The organism is Mycobacterium sp. (assembly GCF_008709575.1).
Lineage (GTDB): Bacteria > Actinomycetota > Actinomycetes > Mycobacteriales > Mycobacteriaceae > Mycobacterium.
In genome coordinates this window covers 16,908-34,300 of sequence record NZ_VYIK01000045.1, presented here as the reverse complement: position 1 = coordinate 34,300, position 17,393 = coordinate 16,908, and the positions used below count along the sequence as shown (strand labels likewise).

The window sequence follows — 17,393 nt, the reverse complement described above, 5'->3', positions numbered from 1 at the left end:
GTCAGCAGGCCACGCTGCGGCGCTTGAACAAGGCGTTCGACGGGTTCTTCCGCCGGTCAAATGCGGCGACAAGCCCGGCTATCCGCGGTTCAAGGGAAAGCATCAGATCAGACGAAGTTGCGCGCACGCCCAAATCCCCACCTGTGGATCAAGGCACAACTGTGGATAAGTCGGCGCCCAGCGCGAACCGCCAAACTCTATCCGAATTGCGTCGCCCGCTCGACGAGATCCAGCAGTGGCTGCGGAAAGACACCGAGCCCGACGGTGACCGCTGCGCAGATCGCGATCGCCGTCCTGCTCCAGCCACTGGGCACCGCGACGTGGAGTTCGTCCTGCGGTGCATCGGCGAAGAACATCGCCACGATCACCCGAGCGTAGAAATAGGCCGCCACCCCGCTGACGATCACACCGATGATCACCAGCGGCACCGCACCGCCCTCGGCGGCGGCCCGAAACACCACGAACTTGGCGACGAAGCCACTGGTCAGTGGAATACCGGCGAACGCCAGCAAAAACATCGACAACAACACACCGACGACCGGATGACGCCGGCCCAGGCCGTTCCAGCGGGACATCGCGGTATCCTCGTCGCCGTCGGCGTTGCGGATCAGACCGACGACGGCGAACGCACCGACGGTGCTGAAGCTGTAGGCGATCAGGTAGAACAACGTCGCCGAGACACCGGCCGGGATGTCGGCGATCACGCCGGTGAGGATGAAACCGACATGGGCCACCGACGAATACGCCAACAGTCGTTTGACGTCGGTCTGGTTGACCGCGGTGACGGTCCCCACCGCCATGGTCAGGATCGCAATCGCCCACAGCACCGGCCGCCACTGGTCGTGCAGGGGCGGCAGCGCCACATACGTGACCCGCAGCAGCGCGCCGACTGCGGCAACCTTGGTGGCTGCGGCCATGAATCCGGTGATCGGGGTCGGCGCGCCCTGGTAGACGTCGGGAATCCAGGAATGGAACGGGACCGCGCCGACCTTGAACAGCAGGCCCACCGCCAACAGGGCGACACCGACCAAGGCCATCGAGTTATGGGGCTTGCCGGCCAGCGCATCGCGAATGCCGGGCAGGGTCAGTGTGCCGGTCGCGCCGTAGAGTAGCGCCACACCGTAGAGGAAGAAAGCCGACGAGAACGCGCCCAGCAGAAAGTATTTCATCGCCGCCTCCTGCGAGGCCAGCCTGCGGTGGCGGGCCAGCCCGCACAGCAGGTACAGCGGCAGCGACAAGACCTCCAGTGCGACGAACATCGTCAACAGGTCGTTGGCGGCCGGGAACACCAGCATCCCGCCGACTCCGAGCATGGTCAACGGGAAGACCTCGGTCTGTATCGCGCCGGCCCGCAGCGCCAGGCGCTCGCCGGCACTGCCGGGAACCACGGAGGCCTGCGGGGTGAAGGCATCCAGCCCGCCGGCGACGTCGACGGCCGCGGTCGCGGCACCGGGACCGACGGCGGCCCGGGCACCACGACGGCGTTCGGCGATGAAAAGGGTCGCCATCATCGCGACCAGCAGCACGGTTCCCTGCAACACCAGCGTCGGGCCGTCGACGGCCAGTGCTCCCAGAACGACCGTGCGGCCGGACGCCGGAATCATGGTGCGCACCCGCAGAACCGCGACGAATGCCGCGATGAGCCCGCTGACCGCGAGCATCACCTGAGCGCCGTAGCGGAATCGGCGCGGCACGAACGCCTCGGCCAGCACGCCGAGGACCGCGGCCCCGAAGACGATGAGCATCGGAGAAACCAGGCCGTATTCGACGTTGGGGGTGGGCATGCTCATCGGCGCGGTCCTTCCGCCGACCGTGGCCCGGGCGCCGGCGCGGCCGGGGCGGGATCATGCTGGCCGATGGTGGCCATCGTATGGCCGACCGCAGGATTGATGATGTCCAGCATCGGTTTCGGGTAGAAGCCGAGCACCAGCAGCAGCGCGATCAAGGGTGCGACGACGACGCGTTCGCGGGGCACCAGGTCGCGGATCCTTTCGTTGCCCTCGCGCACCGGCCCGGTCATCACCCGTTGGTAGAGCCACAGCATGTAGATCGACGAGAGCACCAGCGCGGTCACGCCGAACACCGCTGCGGCCTGGTAGCGGGTGAACGTGCCGATCAGGACCAGGAATTCACTGATGAACGGCGCCAGCCCGGGTAGGGACAGGGTCGCCATGGCCGCGACCAAAAAAGTACCGGCCAACACCGGCGCCACCTTTTGCACGCCGCCGAACGCGGCGATGGATCGGGTGCCGCGGCGGGCGATCAGGAATCCGGCGATCAAAAACACCGCGGCGGTGGCCAGGCCGTGGTTGACCATGTACAGCGTGGAGCCGCTCTGACCCTGGCTGGTCATCACGAAGATCCCGAGAATGATGAACCCGAAGTGCGAGATCGAGGTGTAGGCGATCAGCCGCATGATGTCGGTCTGCCCGATCGCCACCACGGCCCCATAGATCACGCCGGTCACGGCCAGCACCACGACCAGCGGACGGAAATAGGTGGCGGCGTCGGGAAACAACTGCAGGCAGTAGCGCAGCATGCCGAAGGTGCCGACCTTGTCCATCACCGCCATCATCAACACCGCGGTCGCCGGGGTGGCCTCGACGGCGGCATCGGGCAGCCAGCGGTGAAACGGCCACAGCGGGGCCTTGACGGCGAACGCGAACAGGAAACCCAGGAACAGCGCCTTGAGTACCGCGGGATCCCCCCCCAGCGAACCGGACGACACCGCCTCGACGATCGTCCGGAAGTCGAAGGTACCGGGCCCGTGCTGCGCGGTCACCACGTACAAGCCGATCACCGCGGCCAGCATGATCAGACCGCCGAACAGGTTGTACAGCAGGAATTTCACCGCAGCGCGGGACCGGTTGGGGCTCGTGCCGAAACCGCCGATCAGAAAGTACATCGGGATCAGCATGGCTTCGAAGAACATGTAGAACAGCAGCACGTCCAGCGAAACCAGCGAGACCAGCACCATCGACTCGGCGGTCAGCGTCAACGCGACGTATCCGTGCGGGCCGCGGCCGCGTTCGCCGCCGTCGTTCCAGCCGGCCAGCATCAAAAGAGGTACCAACGCCGCGGTCAGCAGCACCAGCACCACCGCGATGCCGTCCACCCCGAGGGTGTAGCCGGCACCGAACGCGGGGATCCACGAATGCGATTCGACGAACTGGTACGCAGCGCCGCCGGTATCGAAGCCGGTGGTGATCACGACCGCCACCGCCAGCACGGCGGCGGCCACGGACAGGCCGAGCCACTTGGCGGGTTGCCGCCAGCTCCCCGGTAGCAGCATCACCAGCGCCGCGCCGGCCAGCGGCAGCAGCCACAGCACGCTCAGCCACGGCGTCATCGCTGTACCGCCCAAATCGCCGCGGCCAGCAGCGCCGCACCCGCCAACATCGACAACGCGTAGTTGCGGGCGAACCCGGTCTGCAAGCCGCGCAGCCGGTCGGAAGTGCGGCTGACCAAAGCAGCCAGCGCATTGACCGAGCCGTCCACGCCGGCATCGTCGAGGCCGACCAGCGCACGGGTCAGTTGCCCACCGGGGCGCATGAACACCTCCTCGTTGAGGGCGTCGCCGTAGAGGTCGTTGCGGGCCGCGACCGTCAGCGCCGACACCACCACCGGCGCGGTGACCGGCACCGGACGCGTGCCATACATCCGGTAGGCCACCGTGATCCCGACGGCAACCACGCCCAGCGTCACCGTGCTGGTCACCCAGGTGGGAATCGAGTGCGCGGCTTCGTGCGCGCCGACCACGGGTTCCAGCCAGTGCACCAGGGTGCCGCCGATGGCCAGCAGGCCGCCGGAGAAGACCGAGCCGACGGCCAGCAGGATCATCGGCCAGGTCATCACTGCGGGCGCCTCGTGCGGATGGGCATCGGGGGACCACCGCTTTTCGCCGAAGAACGTCATCAACATCACCCGGGTCATGTAGAACGCGGTGATGCCGGCGCCCAGGATCGCTGCCGCACCCAGGACCGGTCCCCGGATTCCGCCGGCACCCAGCGCGGCCTCGATGATGGCGTCTTTGGAGAAGAAGCCGGCGAACGGCGGTACCCCGATGATCGCCAGATAGGCCAACCCGAAGGTGACGAACGTGACCGGCAGGACAATACGCAGTGCACCGTAGCGGCGCATGTTCTGCTCGTCGTCCATCGCGTGAATAACCGCGCCGGACCCGAGGAACAGGCCGGCTTTGAAAAAGCCGTGGGTCAGCAGGTGCATGATCGCGAACGCGTATCCGGCCGGTCCGAGCCCGGCGGCCAGCACCATGTAGCCGATCTGGCTGATCGTCGAGGCCGCCAGCGCTCGCTTGATGTCGTCTTTCGCGCACCCGATGATCGCGCCGAACAGCAGCGTGACCGCCCCGACGACGACCACGGCCAGCTGCGCGGCCGGCGACAGGTTGAACAACGGGGCCGAACGCACGATCAGGTACACGCCCGCGGTCACCATGGTGGCGGCATGGATCAGTGCCGACACCGGGGTGGGGCCTTCCATCGCGTCACCGAGCCACGCCTGCAGCGGCACCTGCGCCGACTTGGCGCAGGCACCCAACAACAGCAGCAACCCGATCGCGGTGAGTGTGCCGGCGCCGGCGCTCGACGGGTCGGCGAACACCCCGGCGAACGACAGCGTGCCGAATTCGGCGAACATCACGAACATGGCCAGCGACAGGCCGGCATCCCCGACGCGGTTCATCACGAACGCCTTCTTGGCCGCGGTGGCCGCCGACGGCCGTTGGTACCAGAAGCCGATCAGCAGATATGACGCCAGGCCGACCCCTTCCCAGCCGACGTAAAGCCCCAGATAGTTGTCGGCGACCACCAGCAGCAGCATCGCCGCCAGAAACAAGTTGAGGTAGGCGAAAAACCGGCGGCGGTCGGGGTCGTCGGCCATGTAGCCGACCGAATAGATGTGGATCAGCGACCCGACGCCGGTGATCAACAGCGCGAAGCAGATCGACAATTGGTCGATCTGCAGCCCGAAGTCGACCTGCAAACCGCCGACGGGTACCCAGTTGAACAAGGTCTGCCGCAGCATGCGGTCGTCGCCGGGCCGGCCGAGCAGATCGACCAGCAGCGCCGTTGCCACCAAAAACGATGCCAGTGCGGCCGCACAGCCCAGCAGGTGACCCCATCGGTCGGTGCGCCGGCCGCCCAGCAGCCCGATCACGGCGCCGGCTGCCGGCAGCGCGACGAGCAGCCAGGTCAGGTCCGTCATGGTGTCAGCCCTTGAGCAGGTTGGCGTCGTCGACCGAAGCCGATCGGCGGGCACGGAATATGGTCATGATGATGGCCAGGCCGATGACGACCTCGCAGGCGGCGACCACCATCGTGAAGAATGCCACCACTTGGCCGTCGAGCCGGCCGTGCATCCGGGCGAACGTGACGAACGCCAGGTTGACCGCGTTGAGCATCAACTCGACGCACATGAACATCACGATCGCGTTGCGCCGCAGCAGCACACCGGCGGCGCCGATGGTGAACAACAACGCCGACAGATAAAGGTAGTTTTGCGGATTCATGGTGTTCCGTTCGCACCGTTCCCGTCGGCCGTGCGCGGTGCAAGGATCTGCGGCACCGACAGTTTCGAGTACGAACCGTCGGGCAGACGCGCGGCCATGTCGACGGCGTCGTGGCGGGCGTAGACCCCCGGCCCGGGCAACGGAGTGGGGTATCCGCCGGTGCGGAACCGTTCGATCGACAGCTCACGTTGGGTCTTGCGACGCTCGAACCGCTCCCGGTGGGTGAGCACCATCGCCCCGATGACCGCGGTGATCAGCAGCGCGCTGGTCAGCTCGAACGCCCACAGATAACGCGAGAAGATCAGCCTGGCCAGGCCCGCCACATTGCCCTGGGCATTGGCCCGGGTCAGTCCGGTGAAGCCGGCCGTGGCCACGTTGCCGATAGCGGCGATCAGCACGAGGCCGAAGCCGATCCCGGCCGTCACCGCGCCAACCCGTTGCCCGCGCAGCGTCTCGGTCAGTGATTCCGCGGAATCCACCCCGATCAGCATCAGCACGAACAAGAACAGCATCATCACCGCCCCGGTGTAGACGACGACTTGGACCACGCCGAGAAACAACGCGTCGGACACCATGTAGAACACCGCCAGGATGATCATGGTCATCGCCAAAAACATCGCCGAGTACACCGCGTTGGCGGCCATCACCACACCCAGCGCGCCGACCAGCGCCAGTGCGCCCAGCACCCAGAACGTCACCGCTTCCCCGGTGGAGGTCCGGGTGAGGGTTTCGGCCAGCACCGTGGTCGTCACTAGGGCACCTCCGCGGCGGGTTTGACATTGCCCAGGTAGTAGTCGGCGTCGGTGGCTCCGGGAGCCCGGGGATGCGGCGGCGGCTGCATCCCGGGCTGCAATGGGGCCAAAAGCCGGTCTTTTTCGTAGATGAGGTCGGCGCGGTTGTCGTCGGCCATCTCGTAGTTGTTGGTCATCGTCAGCGCCCGGGTCGGGCACGCCTCCACGCACAGGCCGCAGCCGATACAGCGCAGGTAGTTGATTTGGTACACCCGGCCGTAACGTTCCCCGGGCGAATACCGCTCCTGCTCGGTGTTGTCGGCGCCTTCGACGTAGATCGCATCGGCCGGGCACGCCCACGCGCACAACTCGCAGCCGATGCATTTCTCCAGCCCGTCCGGGTACCGGTTGAGCTGGTGGCGGCCGTGGTAGCGCGGCGCCACCGGGCCGGGTTTCTCCGGATACTCCTCGGTCACCGGACGTTTGAACATCGCCGCCAGGGTGACGCCGAAACCGGCGAGGGAGTCGAGCAGTCTAGCCACGTGCGCCCTCCTTGATCGGCGGCCGGTCCGGCAGCGGCGGCGTCGGGAAGGCCGGTTCCCCGGCCGGTTCCGGAGCGTGTGCCGGGCGGGTTTCCAGGCCGGACAGCGGTCTTCTCAGATACACCAGCAGCCCCGCGGCGACGACGGCGCTGGCGGTCACCAGCACGGCGGTCCAGTGCTGCATGCCCTGGTTGCGCAGGGTGCGGATCACCGCGGCGATCATGACCCACAGCAGCGACACCGGAATCAGCGTCTTCCACCCCAGCGCCATGAACTGGTCGTAGCGCAGCCGCGGCAACGTGGCCCGCAGCCAGAAGTAGCCGAACAGGAAGGCCCACACCTTGGCGGTGAACCACAGCAGCGGCCACCAGCCGCTGTTGGCGCCGGCCCACATGTCCAGCGGCCACGGTGCATGCCAGCCGCCGAGGAACAGCGTTGCTGCCAACGCCGACACGGTGGTCATGTTGATGTACTCGGCCAGGTAGAACATGGCGAACTTCAGCGAGGAGTACTCGGTGTGAAACCCGGCCACCAATTCGCCTTCGGCCTCGGGCAAGTCGAACGGCGCCCGGTTGGTTTCACCGACCATGGCGACCAGGTAGACCAGAAACGACGGCAGCAGCACAAAGACGTACCAGACGCGGTCCTGGGCGGCCACGATCTGCGAGGTCGACATGGTTCCGGCGTAGAGGAACACCGCCGCGAACGACAAGCCCATAGCGACCTCGTAGGAGATCACCTGGGCGGTGGAGCGCACCCCGCCCAGCAGCGGGTAGGTCGAACCCGACGCCCAGCCGGCCAGCACGATGCCGTACACCCCGATCGACGACAGCGCCAGGATGAACAACACCGCGACCGGTAAATCGGTGAGCTGCAACATAGTCCGATGACCCAGGACCGACACCTGCGGGCCGAACGGGATGAACGCGAAGGCGGTGATCGCCGGGATGACGGAGATGACCGGCGCCAGCAGGTAGACCGGACGGTCCACGCCGTCGGGCATGATGCCCTCCTTGAGCGCCAGCTTGATCCCGTCGGCCAGGGATTGCAGATATCCACGCGGACCCACCCGGTTGGGGCCCCAGCGCATCTGCATGCGGCCCAACAACTTCCGCTCAGCCAGGATCGCCACCAGCACCGTGAGCACCAGGAAGACGAAGACCGCGACGGCTTTAGCTGCGATCAGCCACCAGGTGTCCTGCCCGAAGCCGCTCATCGGCCCGCCGCTATTCGAACCAGGCTGCCTGTCGTGACGCCCAATTGCCGGTGCACCGCCGAGCCGGGCGAGTTCAGCGGCAGCCACACCACCCGATCGGGCATCTCGGTGATCACCAGCGACACCGTGATCGCGCCGCGCTCGGTGCGCACCGTGACCGGCTCGCCGTCGCCGGCGCCGATCTCGGCGGCGGTGTCGGCGGACAACCGCGCCACCGGCTTGCGCGCGGTGCCGGCCAGGTGCGGTTCGCCGTCTTGCATGCGGCCATTGTCGAGCAGCATCCGCCATCCGGCCAACACCGCCTCGCCCGGACCGGGCTGGTGCGCCGGGTCGCCGGCCGCGACGGCGGGGGCGGCAGCGCGATCGCCGTCCCAGCTGCCGAGCCGGCTCAGTTCGGCACGGGCGGCCTCGACGGTGGGCAATCCGAGGCAGACACCCAATTCCTCGGCCAGCGCATCGAGCACCCGCAGATCCGGTTCGTCGCCGAACTCCAGTGCGGCGGGGAAGCCGCGGTAGCGGCCCTCCCAGTTGAGGTAGGTCCCGGCCTTTTCCGCCGTCGGCGCGATCGGGAAGACCACGTCGGCGCGCTCGGTCACCGCGCTGTGCCGCAGCTCCAGGCTGACGAGGAAGCCGACGGCATCCAGCGCGGCCAGCGCAGCATCCGGATCGGCGAGGTCTGCCGGCTCCACCCCGCCGACCAGCAGCGCCGCCAGCCCGCCGTCGGCCGCGGCGGCCAGCATGCCGGCGGTGTCGAGCCCGGCGGACGAGGGCAGGTCGCTGACATACCACGCCGCGCACAGCTGCGACCGCGCGGTGTCGTCGGTCACCGGCCGGCCGCCGGGCAGCAGCGTGCCCAGGGCACCGGCCTCCAGCGCGCCGCGTTCCCCGGCGCGGCGCGGCACCCAGGCCAGCCGCGCGCCGGTGGCATCGGCGAGCCGGGTCGCCGCCGAGAAGCCGCCCGCCACGGTGGCCAGGCGTTCGCCGACCAGGATCACCGCACCGGGTTGTCGCAACAGCTCGCCGACTTCGCCGCTGGTCAGTGCGTCCAGCGCGGCCGCCTCGGCGCCGGGCACCGTGGTGAGCACCCGGCCCGACATGCGCTGCAGCCCCCGGCTGGCGAACGGCGCGACGGCATAGACTCTCAACCCGTGTTTGCGGGCGGCCTTGCGCAACCGCAAGAACACGATCGGCGACTCGTCCTCGGGCTCGAACCCGGCCAGCAGCACCACCGGCGCCGCCTCCAGGTCGGCATAACTGACACCGACCGGACTTCCGGCGACCCGCGCCGCCAAGAACTGCGCCTCCTCCGCCGAGTGCGGGCGGGAGCGAAAGTCAATATTGTTGGTGCCCAACACGATCCGAGCGAATTTCGCGTAGGCATAGGCGTCTTCCCACGTTGTCCGGCCACCGACCAGCACGCCGGCGCGGCCGCGGGCGCCCGCGAGGCCGCGGGCCGCGACCGCCAGCGCTTCCGGCCACGACGCGGTGACCAGCGCACCGTCGGCGTTGCGAACCAGGGGAGCGGTGATCCGGTCGGGTTGCGTGGCGTAGGTAAACGCCCAGCGGCCCTTGTCGCAGTTCCACTCCTCGTTGACTTCCGGGTCGTCGCCGGCCAGCCGGCGCAGCACCACCCCGCGGCGGTGGTCGGTGCGCTGCGCGCACCCCGATGCGCAGTGCTCGCACACACTGGGCGTGGAGACCAAATCGTAGGGACGGGCCCGGAATCGGTAGGCGGTGCCCGTCAGGGCCCCCACCGGGCAGATCTGCACGGTGTTGCCGGAAAAATAGGACTCGAACGGTTCGCGGGCGTAGATGCCGACCTGCTGCAGTGGGCCGCGCTCGAGCATGTCGATGAAGTTGTCGCCGGCGACCTGATTGGCGAACCGGGTGCAGCGGGCGCACAGGATGCAGCGCTCCCGGTCCAGCAGCACCTGCGAGGAAATGCTGATCGGCTTGGCGAATTTGCGTTTGACGTCGGTGAAGCGGGAATCGCCCCGGCCGGCTGACATCGCCTGGTTCTGCAGCGGGCATTCGCCGCCCTTGTCGCACATCGGGCAGTCCAGCGGATGGTTGATCAGCAGCAGTTCCATCACGCCGTGCTGGGCCTTGTCGGCGGCTTCCGACGTCACCTGGGTGCGTACCACCATGTCGTCGGTCGCCACGGTCGTGCACGAGGCCATCGGCTTGCGCTGGCCCTCGATCTCGACCAGGCATTGCCGGCAGGCGCCGACCGGATCCAGCAGTGGGTGGTCGCAAAAGCGCGGGATCTCGATGCCCAACAACTCGGCCGCGCGAATCACCAAGGTGCCTTTGGGAACACTGACTTCGGCACCGTCGATCGACAACGTCACCATTTCCGGTCGGACGGTCGCCTTTTGGGCGTCGGCGTGCAGCGTCACGCGTTTTCTCCGTTCGCCATGAGCATCGACGCAGCGGGGTCGAACGGGCAGCCGCCGCCGTCGATGTGGGCGACGTACTCCTCGCGGAAGTACTGTAGCGACGAGATCACCGGCATGGCCGCACCGTCGCCCAATGCGCAGAACGATTTCCCGAACAGTATGTCACCGATGTCGAGCAGCTTGTCCAGATCCTCGCAGGTGCCCTTCCCGGTCTCCAGGCGCTCGTAGATCTGGTCCAACCAGTAGGTGCCTTCGCGGCACGGTGTGCATTTGCCGCACGATTCGTGTTTGTAGAACTGGCACCAGCGCCGCGCCGCGCGCACCACGCAGGTCGTCTCGTCGAAGATCTGCAGTGCTTTGGTGCCCAGCATCGAGCCGGCTCCGGCCACCCCCTCGTAGTCCAGTGGGATGTCGAGGTGTTCGTCGGTCAGGATCGGTGTCGACGAGCCGCCCGGGGTCCAAAACTTCAGCCGATGCCCGGCGCGCACTCCGCCGGCGTAGTCGAGCAACTCGCGCAGCGTGATACCCAGCGGCGCTTCGTACTGGCCGGGCCGGGTCACATGTCCGGACAGCGAGTACAGGGTGAAGCCGGGGGATTTCTCCGAGCCCATCGACCGGAACCAGTCGACCCCGCCCAAGATGATCGGCGGGACGCTGGCGATCGATTCGACATTGTTGATCACGGTCGGGCACCCGTAGAGCCCCGAGACCGCCGGGAACGGCGGACGCAGCCGCGGCTGCCCGCGCCGGCCCTCGAGCGAGTCCAGCAACGCGGTCTCCTCGCCGCAGATGTAGGCGCCCGCGCCGGCATGGACAACCAGTTCCAGGTGATAGCCCGAGCCGGCGATGTTGCGGCCCAGATAGCCCGCAGCGTAGGCCTCGGCCACCGCGTTGTGCAGCCGCCGGATCACCGGCAGCACTTCACCGCGCACGTAGATGAACGCGTGGTGGGCCCGGATCGCGTAAGCGGCGATGATGATGCCCTCGATCAGGACATGCGGGGTGGCCAACATCAGGGGGATGTCCTTGCAGGTTCCCGGCTCGGACTCGTCGGCGTTGACCACCAGGTATTTCGGCTTGGCGGCCGGGCTCTGGGGATCCTGGTCGCCCTGCGGAATGAACGACCACTTGGTGCCGGTCGAGAAACCCGCACCGCCGCGGCCCCGCAACCCCGAATCCTTGACCGTCCGGATCACCTCGTCGGGCTCCATGTCGAGCGCCTTCTGCAGCGCCCGGTAGCCGTCGTGGCCGCGGTAGGTGTCCAGCGTCCACGACTCGGAGTCGTCCCAGTAGCGGCTGAGCACCGGAGTCAGCCGGGTCGCGCCGGCCATCACTGACCCCCGGGTTGGTGAGTGGTCGGCGGTGCGACCATGCCATGTTGTTTGGCTATCGTCACACCGGCCAGGGTGGCCGCACCCGCACCGCCCTGCCCGTCGTCGGGTCGCTGGTCGGGGAAGCCGGCCAGAATCCGCTCGGTCTGACGGAAGGGGCACAACTGGGCGCCGCGGGTCGGCCGGGGCGGTTTCCCGCAGCGCAGCGCGTCGACAAGTCGGCGCGCAGATTCGGGGGTTTGGTTGTCGAAGAACTCCCAGTTGACCATCACCACCGGCGCGTAGTCGCAGGCAGCGTTGCATTCCACGTGCTGCAGCGTGATGGTGCCGTCCTCGGTGGTCTGGTCGTGGCCGATGCCGAGGTGCTCGGTAAGCGCCGCGAAGATGGCGTCGCCGCCCATGATCGCGCACAGGGTGTTGGTGCACACGCCGACCAGATACTCGCCGGTGGGCTCGCGGCGATACATCGTGTAGAAGCTGGCCACCGCCGCCACCTCGGCGCCGGTGAGTCCGAGCTGCTCGCCGCAGAATTCCAGGCCCGCCGGCGTCAGGCAGGAGTCCTCGGCCTGCACCAGGTGCAACAGCGGCAAGATGGCCGAGCGGCTGTGCGGGTAGCGGCCGATGATCTCCTTGGCATCGACCTCCAGTCGCGCCCTGACCTCGGGGGGGTACGAGTGCCGGGCGCCGTCGACCACGAACTGCCCGGGCTCCTCGGGCGGCGGGCCGAGAGGCACGAACACCGGCCCGGTCACCGGTCGACCCCGCCCATGACCGGATCGATGCTGGCGACCGCGGCGATCACGTCGGCGACCATGCCGCCCTCGCACATCGCGGCGACGGCCTGCAAGTTGGTGAACGAGGGGTCGCGGTAATGCACCCGGTAGGGGCGCGTACCGCCGTCGGATACCATGTGCACCCCCAACTCGCCGCGCGGCGACTCCACTGCGACATAGACCTGACCGGCGGGCACCCGGATACCCTCGGTGACCAGTTTGAAGTGGTGGATCAGCGCCTCCATCGAGCTGCCCATGATCTTGGCGATGTGCTCCTGCGAGTTGCCCAGGCCGTCGGGGCCGACCTTGAGGTCGGCGGGCCAGGCGATTTTGGGGTCGGCCACCATGATCGGGCCGGGCCGCAACTTGTCGAGGCACTGCTCGACGATCTTGAGTGACTCCCTCATCTCCTTGACTCGAATCATGTAGCGGCCATACGCATCACAGCTGTCATCGGTGATCACGTCGAACTCGTAGTTCTCGTAACCGCAGTAGGGTTCGTCTCGGCGAAGATCGTAGGGCAGCCCGGTCGAGCGCAGCACCGGGCCGGTGATGCCCAGCGCCATGCACCCGGCCAGGTCGAGGTAACCGACATCTTTGGTACGGGCTTTCCAAATGTCGTTTTCGTTGAGCAGTTTCTCCAGGTCGGTCAGCCGATGGCCGATCAGCTTGAGGAACGCCGCGATCTCGTCGACCGCGCCGGGCGGCAGGTCCTGGGCCAGCCCCCCGGGCCGGATGTAGTTGTGGTTCATCCGCAAACCGGTGATCGACTCGAACAGGTTGAGCACGAGTTCGCGTTCCCGGAACCCCAGGAACATCGCGGTCATCGCGCCCAGTTCCATGCCGCCGGTGGCCAACGCGACCAGGTGCGAAGAGACCCGGTTGAGTTCCATCATCATGACCCGGATGACGTTGGCCCGCTCCGGGATCTGCTCGGTGATCCCGAGCAGTTTCTCCACGCCCAGGCAAAACGCGGTTTCGTTGAAAAACGGCGACAGGTAGTCCATCCGGGTCACGAACGTGACCCCCTGGGTCCAGTAACGGTATTCGAGGTTCTTCTCGATCCCGGTGTGCAAGTACCCGATGCCGCAGCGCGCTTCGATGACGGTTTCGCCCTCGATCTCCAGGATCAGCCGCAGCACACCGTGGGTGGAGGGATGTTGGGGTCCCATGTTGACGACGATGCGGTCCCCCGGGTCTGCGTCACGGGCTGCTTGGACGACCTGCTCCCAGTCCTGCCCGCCGGCCATCAAGACCGTCTCGGTTGGTTCGCTCGTCACTTGTAAGCTCTCCGCTCGTCGGGCGGGGGAATTTGGGCGCCCTTGTATTCAACCGGGATACCGCCGAGTGGGTAATCCTTGCGTTGGGGATGGCCCTGCCAGTCGTCGGGCATCTCGATGCGAGTCAACGAGGGATGACCGTCGAAGATGATCCCGAAGAAGTCGTAGGTCTCCCGCTCGTGCCAGTCGTTGGTGGGATAAATGGAAAACAGCGACGGGATATGCGGATCGCTGTCCGGGGCCGACACTTCCAACCGGACGCGGCGGTTGTGGGTGATCGATTTCAGCGGATAGACCGCGTGTAACTCGCGGCCGGTGTCGTTGGGGTAGTGCACGCCGCTGACGCCCAGACACAGCTCGAAGCGCAGCCCGGGCTCGTCGCGCAGCCGTGACGCCACCGCCGGCAGCAACTCGCGATGCACATGCAGGGTGAGTTCGCCGCGGTACACCACGACTTTCTCGATTGCAGCGGCGAATTCGACGCCGTTGCGCCCTAACGCCTGCTCCAGTAGGTCGACGACCTCGTCGAAATAACCGCCGTAGGGCCGCGGGCTGCTGCCCGGCAGCGTGACGGGGCGAACCAGCCGCCCATAACCTGACGTGTCCCCGGTGCCCGAGACACCGAACATGCCCCGGCGGACGTCGATCACTTCGTCGTCGGGTGCCTCGCCCGCGGTCTGCACTTCGTGGTCGGGCGGGTTCATCGCAACAATCCGCGCATCTCGATGGTGGGCCGCGCCGCCAACGCCGCTTGTTCGGCTTCGGCGATGGCCCGCTCCCGGTCGACCCCCAACGGCATTTCGGCAATCTTGTCGTGCAGCTTGAGGATTGCGTACAGCAGCATCTCCGGGCGCGGTGGGCAGCCCGGCAGGTAGATATCGACCGGAACAACGTGATCCACGCCCTGCACAATCGCGTAGTTGTTGAACATTCCGCCCGACGACGCGCACACACCCATCGCCAGCACCCATTTCGGCTCGGCCATCTGGTCGTAGATCTGGCGCAGCACCGGCGCCATCTTCTGGCTGACCCGGCCGGCCACGATCATCAGATCGGCCTGGCGCGGGGTGGCGGAAAACCGTTCCATGCCGAAACGGGCGATGTCGAACCGGGGCCCCGCCGTCGCCATCATCTCGATCGCGCAACAGGCCAGACCAAAAGTCGCCGGCCACAACGAGTTCTTGCGGAAGTATCCTGCCAGTTTTTCCACCGTGGTCAGCAGAAATCCGCTGGGCAGTTTTTCTTCCAGGCCCACGTCTTACCTCAATCCCACGTCAAGCCGCCGCGGCGCCATACGTACGCGTAGGCCACGAACACGGTGAGCATGAACACCAGCATCTCGACGAGCGCGAACACCCCCAACGCGTCGTAGCTGACCGCCCAGGGGTACAGGAACACGATCTCGATGTCGAAGACGATGAACAGCATCGCGATCAGGTAGTACTTCACCGGGAAGCGCTGCCCGCCCCGGCCACGCGGGGTGCCGTGCGCCTGTTCGACGGGTTCGATCCCGCACTCGTAGGCCTCCATCTTGGCCCGGTTGTATCGGGACGGTCCCACGATCGTGCCCGCCATGACCAGCGAGAACACCGCGAACGCGGCGGCGATCCCGCCCAGTACCAGGATCGGCGCGTAGAGATTCATGTCCTCGCTGCTGCTCCCCCCGGATCTCGGTTCCCTGTAGAGTGCAGCCCCAGCCTAGCGATCGGCTCGCGGCTTCGCTCATCGGGCTCCGCGAGAGAGTGCTGGACGCCGCCTGCTAGGGGACCCGGGCGCGCAGCAGGTCGACAACCGTGCGGCCGAGCCGAATGGGGTCGACCGGATGCGGCACCGCCGCCTCGGCGCGTGACCAGCTGGCCAGCCAGGCGTCGTCGGCGCGCCCGGTGAGCACGACGATCGGCGGGCAGTGCGCCACCTCGTCTTTCAGTTGTTTGGCGATTCCCAGCCCGCCTTGGGGTGCCGCTTCCCCGTCGAGAATCGCCAGGTCGATGCCGCCCGCGTCCACCTGTTGGATCACCGCCGGTCCGGTGGCGACTTCGACGTAGCTCAACTCGGGCAGATCCGGGTGCAGCCGCTTGCCCAGCGCCTGCATCACCTGCTGACGAGTGTTCGCATTGTCGCTGTAAACGAGGATCCGTAGCGTCCCGGCAGCAGGCATGACCGAGAGTGTATTACCGCGCGCGGACGAAGACGGCCTCGGCGGAGGCGGTCGCGGTCGGGGCTATCATGGCGAGCCGATTCCAGTCGAGGTGGAACCGGGCCCGCTCGACCTGGGTTGTCGCCGAGACGCGCACCGAGCCGTCACCGAGCCTGGTGATCGTGGCCGGCAACGGCAGCGGCGCATCGACTCCTTTGATGCTGAAGGTGGCCCGCAGGTCGGCGGCGTTGCCGGTAGTCGGCTCCACGGCGGTGACGACGACGCTGATGTCGGGGAACCGCTCGACGTCGAAGAAGTCGGCTGAGCGCAGATGCTCGTCGCGTCTGCGGATGCCGGTGCGCACCGAGGCGGCCCGGATGTCGAGGCGGCCGAAGACCGCGCCTTTGGCGGTGACTTGGCCGTCGCCGCTGGCCTCGGTGAAGTCACCCCTGACAGCCATCAGGCCCCACAGGTTGCGGATCGTGAAACCGAACGTCGAGCGATCGGGGACCAGATTCCATACCCCGGCGCTGTTCGGATCGCGCAGCAGGCTTTCCGCAGTGGTCATCAGCACCTCCGTTGGCACGGCGCGGGTTGAATTGCCCGGTACCTCCTCCTCACGCTGCGCGCTCCGCATCGTCGCCGGGCCGGCTCATCGGCGGGGCGAGTTCGGCCGGGTCGCAGCACGCGTCGATACGGCTGGTCAGAGCCTGCGGCACCGACACCCAACTTAATCACGGTGCAGACCCGCGCGGCAGTCGATTGGCGGTGGGGGGCATCCGCGATCTGCTGCCGCACGCCTCTCCGGGGCCGCCCCGGACCTCCTGGCGCCGGTCCCCGCCGCGTCGCGACACAGGAATGCGGCTGCCGGAATATATGTTAGCGACCAAAGGTTTCCTGTGGTGAAAACTACATATCCGTAACCAGAGAGACGTGAGGAGGTGATGGTCATGCTGAGGTTTGATCCGTTCTTCCGTGACCTCGACCGGCTTGCCCAGCAACTGTGGGGTAACACGGTTGGCACCGCGACCCGTCCGGCAGTGATGCCGATGGATGCCTGGCGTGAGGGGGACAAGGTCGTGGTGGAGTTCGACTTGCCGGGCATCGCGGTGGATTCGCTCGACATCACCGTCGACCACGATGTCGTGACGGTGCGCGCCGAGCGGCCGGCGAGTGGTGACGGGGCCCGTGACTGGGTGGTCGCGGAGTGTCCGCACGGTGTGTTCAGCCGGCAGTTGTTCCTCGGTGACCACCTGGATACCGACAACGTCGTCGCGGACTACACCGACGGGGTGTTGCGACTGACGATCCCGCTGGCCGAGCAGGCCAAGCCCCGCAAGATCGCCATCCAGGCCGGCGCCCAGCAGGCACTCCATGCCTGACGGGGGCTTGACCGGGCCTGATACGAGGCCGTCCACGTGATCACGCTGCGTGGACGGCCTCGCCGGCTCGGG

17 protein-coding genes are annotated in these 17,393 nt (G+C 67.2%); 1 reads left to right on the top strand and 16 read right to left on the bottom strand.

The window, feature by feature from the left end:
- Positions 1–197: 197 nt before the first annotated feature.
- The 16 genes from nuoN to F6Q13_RS11620 all read right to left on the bottom strand — a co-directional run bounded on the left by nuoN (position 198) and on the right by F6Q13_RS11620 (position 16,507).
- Positions 198–1,790: an NADH-quinone oxidoreductase subunit NuoN gene (nuoN, locus tag F6Q13_RS11695; protein ID WP_293056483.1), complete on the bottom strand. Its 1,593-nt coding sequence runs from the start codon at positions 1,788–1,790 to the stop codon at positions 198–200.
- Entirely contained in the window at positions 1,787–3,349 is a 1,563-nt protein-coding gene (locus F6Q13_RS11690; protein ID WP_293056481.1) for an NADH-quinone oxidoreductase subunit M, read from the bottom strand. Before F6Q13_RS11690 ends, nuoN begins: the two co-directional genes overlap by 4 nt.
- Positions 3,346–5,226 (bottom strand): NADH-quinone oxidoreductase subunit L, encoded by a 1,881-nt coding sequence (nuoL, locus tag F6Q13_RS11685; protein ID WP_293056479.1) that lies wholly within the window; start codon positions 5,224–5,226, stop codon positions 3,346–3,348. Before nuoL ends, F6Q13_RS11690 begins: the two co-directional genes overlap by 4 nt.
- A gap of 4 nt (positions 5,227–5,230) precedes the next feature.
- Positions 5,231–5,530: an NADH-quinone oxidoreductase subunit NuoK gene (nuoK, locus tag F6Q13_RS11680; protein WP_293056476.1), complete on the bottom strand. Its 300-nt coding sequence runs from the start codon at positions 5,528–5,530 to the stop codon at positions 5,231–5,233.
- Positions 5,527–6,282, bottom strand: coding sequence for an NADH-quinone oxidoreductase subunit J (locus F6Q13_RS11675; protein ID WP_293056474.1), 756 nt, complete (start codon positions 6,280–6,282; stop codon positions 5,527–5,529). The genes nuoK and F6Q13_RS11675 overlap by 4 nt, the downstream gene beginning before the upstream one ends.
- Positions 6,282–6,803: an NADH-quinone oxidoreductase subunit NuoI gene (nuoI, locus tag F6Q13_RS11670; RefSeq protein WP_293056472.1), complete on the bottom strand. Its 522-nt coding sequence runs from the start codon at positions 6,801–6,803 to the stop codon at positions 6,282–6,284. Before nuoI ends, F6Q13_RS11675 begins: the two co-directional genes overlap by 1 nt.
- Entirely contained in the window at positions 6,796–8,019 is a 1,224-nt protein-coding gene (gene nuoH / locus F6Q13_RS11665) for an NADH-quinone oxidoreductase subunit NuoH (protein WP_293056470.1), read from the bottom strand. Before nuoH ends, nuoI begins: the two co-directional genes overlap by 8 nt.
- The gene (locus F6Q13_RS11660) at positions 8,016–10,373 is read right to left on the bottom strand and encodes an NADH-quinone oxidoreductase subunit G (RefSeq protein WP_293056491.1); all 2,358 of its coding nucleotides are present in this window, start codon (positions 10,371–10,373) and stop codon (positions 8,016–8,018) included. Before F6Q13_RS11660 ends, nuoH begins: the two co-directional genes overlap by 4 nt.
- Positions 10,374–10,414: 41 nt before the next feature.
- Positions 10,415–11,752 carry an NADH-quinone oxidoreductase subunit NuoF gene (gene nuoF, locus F6Q13_RS11655; RefSeq protein WP_293056467.1) on the bottom strand — a complete coding sequence of 446 codons (1,338 nt, stop codon included), beginning with the start codon at positions 11,750–11,752 and terminating at the stop codon, positions 10,415–10,417.
- Positions 11,749–12,501, bottom strand: coding sequence for an NADH-quinone oxidoreductase subunit NuoE (nuoE, locus tag F6Q13_RS11650; RefSeq protein ID WP_293056465.1), 753 nt, complete (start codon positions 12,499–12,501; stop codon positions 11,749–11,751). Before nuoE ends, nuoF begins: the two co-directional genes overlap by 4 nt.
- On the bottom strand, positions 12,498–13,772 hold the full coding sequence (gene nuoD, locus F6Q13_RS11645) for an NADH dehydrogenase (quinone) subunit D (RefSeq protein WP_293056489.1): 1,275 nt from the start codon (positions 13,770–13,772) through the stop codon (positions 12,498–12,500). Before nuoD ends, nuoE begins: the two co-directional genes overlap by 4 nt.
- Positions 13,773–13,798: 26 nt before the next feature.
- Positions 13,799–14,506 carry an NADH-quinone oxidoreductase subunit C gene (locus F6Q13_RS11640; protein WP_293056463.1) on the bottom strand — a complete coding sequence of 236 codons (708 nt, stop codon included), beginning with the start codon at positions 14,504–14,506 and terminating at the stop codon, positions 13,799–13,801.
- Positions 14,503–15,057 carry an NADH-quinone oxidoreductase subunit B family protein gene (locus F6Q13_RS11635; RefSeq protein ID WP_293056461.1) on the bottom strand — a complete coding sequence of 185 codons (555 nt, stop codon included), beginning with the start codon at positions 15,055–15,057 and terminating at the stop codon, positions 14,503–14,505. The genes F6Q13_RS11640 and F6Q13_RS11635 overlap by 4 nt, the downstream gene beginning before the upstream one ends.
- 8 nt (positions 15,058–15,065) lie before the next feature.
- Positions 15,066–15,446, bottom strand: coding sequence for an NADH-quinone oxidoreductase subunit A (locus F6Q13_RS11630; protein ID WP_293056459.1), 381 nt, complete (start codon positions 15,444–15,446; stop codon positions 15,066–15,068).
- 115 nt (positions 15,447–15,561) lie between these two features.
- Positions 15,562–15,960, bottom strand: coding sequence for a hypothetical protein (locus F6Q13_RS11625; RefSeq protein WP_293056457.1), 399 nt, complete (start codon positions 15,958–15,960; stop codon positions 15,562–15,564).
- 13 nt (positions 15,961–15,973) lie between these two features.
- Complete coding sequence (locus F6Q13_RS11620) at positions 15,974–16,507, bottom strand: YceI family protein (protein WP_293056455.1); 534 nt, start codon at positions 16,505–16,507, stop codon at positions 15,974–15,976.
- A gap of 373 nt (positions 16,508–16,880) precedes the next feature.
- On the opposite strand from F6Q13_RS11620, the gene F6Q13_RS11615 reads away from it, so the two are divergent.
- Positions 16,881–17,321: an Hsp20/alpha crystallin family protein gene (locus tag F6Q13_RS11615; protein WP_293056453.1), complete on the top strand. Its 441-nt coding sequence runs from the start codon at positions 16,881–16,883 to the stop codon at positions 17,319–17,321.
- Positions 17,322–17,393: the final 72 nt, after the last annotated feature.

Coding starts and splice junctions, on each gene's coding strand:
- nuoN (WP_293056483.1), bottom strand. CDS start 1,790: ATGAGCATGCCCACCCCCAACGTCGAATACGGCCTGGTTTCTCCGATG.
- F6Q13_RS11690 (WP_293056481.1), bottom strand. CDS start 3,349: ATGACGCCGTGGCTGAGCGTGCTGTGGCTGCTGCCGCTGGCCGGCGCG.
- nuoL (WP_293056479.1), bottom strand. CDS start 5,226: ATGACGGACCTGACCTGGCTGCTCGTCGCGCTGCCGGCAGCCGGCGCC.
- nuoK (WP_293056476.1), bottom strand. CDS start 5,530: ATGAATCCGCAAAACTACCTTTATCTGTCGGCGTTGTTGTTCACCATC.
- nuoH (WP_293056470.1), bottom strand. CDS start 8,019: ATGAGCGGCTTCGGGCAGGACACCTGGTGGCTGATCGCAGCTAAAGCC.
- F6Q13_RS11660 (WP_293056491.1), bottom strand. CDS start 10,373: ATGGTGACGTTGTCGATCGACGGTGCCGAAGTCAGTGTTCCCAAAGGC.
- nuoD (WP_293056489.1), bottom strand. CDS start 13,772: ATGGCCGGCGGGCAGGACTGGGAGCAGGTCGTCCAAGCAGCCCGTGAC.
- F6Q13_RS11640 (WP_293056463.1), bottom strand. CDS start 14,506: ATGAACCCGCCCGACCACGAAGTGCAGACCGCGGGCGAGGCACCCGAC.
- F6Q13_RS11630 (WP_293056459.1), bottom strand. CDS start 15,446: ATGAATCTCTACGCGCCGATCCTGGTACTGGGCGGGATCGCCGCCGCG.
- F6Q13_RS11625 (WP_293056457.1), bottom strand. CDS start 15,960: ATGCCTGCTGCCGGGACGCTACGGATCCTCGTTTACAGCGACAATGCG.
- F6Q13_RS11620 (WP_293056455.1), bottom strand. CDS start 16,507: ATGACCACTGCGGAAAGCCTGCTGCGCGATCCGAACAGCGCCGGGGTA.